We start from the raw sequence: 874 nt of genomic DNA, 5'->3' as shown, positions 1-874 counted from the left end.
AGACTGAAGACGAACTGTCCAAGCGACATCATCATGACGACTCTCCGGTGCTCACGAACGGTCCAGGAGGCTTGAGCCCAAGCGCGACTGCTTCGCGCGTTCACGGCGATCGAGCTCAGCCGCAACGGCTCGCGCGATGGCTTGCGCGTCCATGCCCGGCTGCGGATAGATGTTGATCGTGACCGCATCGGTAGCGTTCCTTGCTGCACTACCCGCTGCCGTCGCCGCCAATGGTCCGCGCGTGTCGATTGGCACGCGCGGACGTGTCAGCGCGACGGTAGGCTCAATAGACTTGGTGAGCTGCGGCACTGCCGCGATCGCAGGCGCAGCGAACGAGCTTGCCGCGACTGCCGCCAGGCCGATGGCCGCGCGTGCGACACGCTCCTGAGCGCGGTCGATGCCGAGCGCCGCGCCCTCTCCGACGAAGTGGCCCAGTGCGCTGAAGACGCGACTTGGGCTGTGGATGCCGAGCTTTGCCTTGAACCAGCCGACGGTCGAGCTCGCCACGTTCATGATTGCATCCTTGACCGACCCCATACTGCTCGTAATGCCGCTCACCAGGCCAGAGATGATGTTCGTCCCGATCGTCGCCATCGAAGCGGGGAGTGCTTTGAGCCATGCCACGCCCCCGGCAAACGTCGATCGCATATGCTCCCAGAGCGATGACGCACCGGATTTGATCGTGTCCCAGTGCGTGTAGATGGCGTACGCAGCCAGGGCGATCACAGCGACGAGGGCCGTGACCGCAAGCCCGATCGGGCTCATCAGCAGCGCTCGCCCGGCGAACATGGCGGCAGAGCCAAACATCCGAAACGCGCCGACGGCAAGCCCCAGCCCTCGCGTCAAGAGACCGCCCTTCATGCCGAGCACCGCC

Annotated in this window: 1 pseudogene; it reads right to left on the bottom strand. The window is 65.1% G+C overall.

Annotated features, from left to right (window positions below):
• Positions 1-51 precede the first annotated feature (51 nt).
• Positions 52-874 (bottom strand): annotated as a pseudogene (locus QCE79_RS33080) (hypothetical protein); the annotation flags it as partial.

The sequence above is a fragment of the Caballeronia sp. LZ003 genome, assembly GCF_031451465.1.
In the GTDB taxonomy this organism is placed as follows: Bacteria; Pseudomonadota; Gammaproteobacteria; order Burkholderiales; family Burkholderiaceae; genus Caballeronia.
This window is presented reverse-complemented; position numbering and strand designations above follow the sequence as displayed.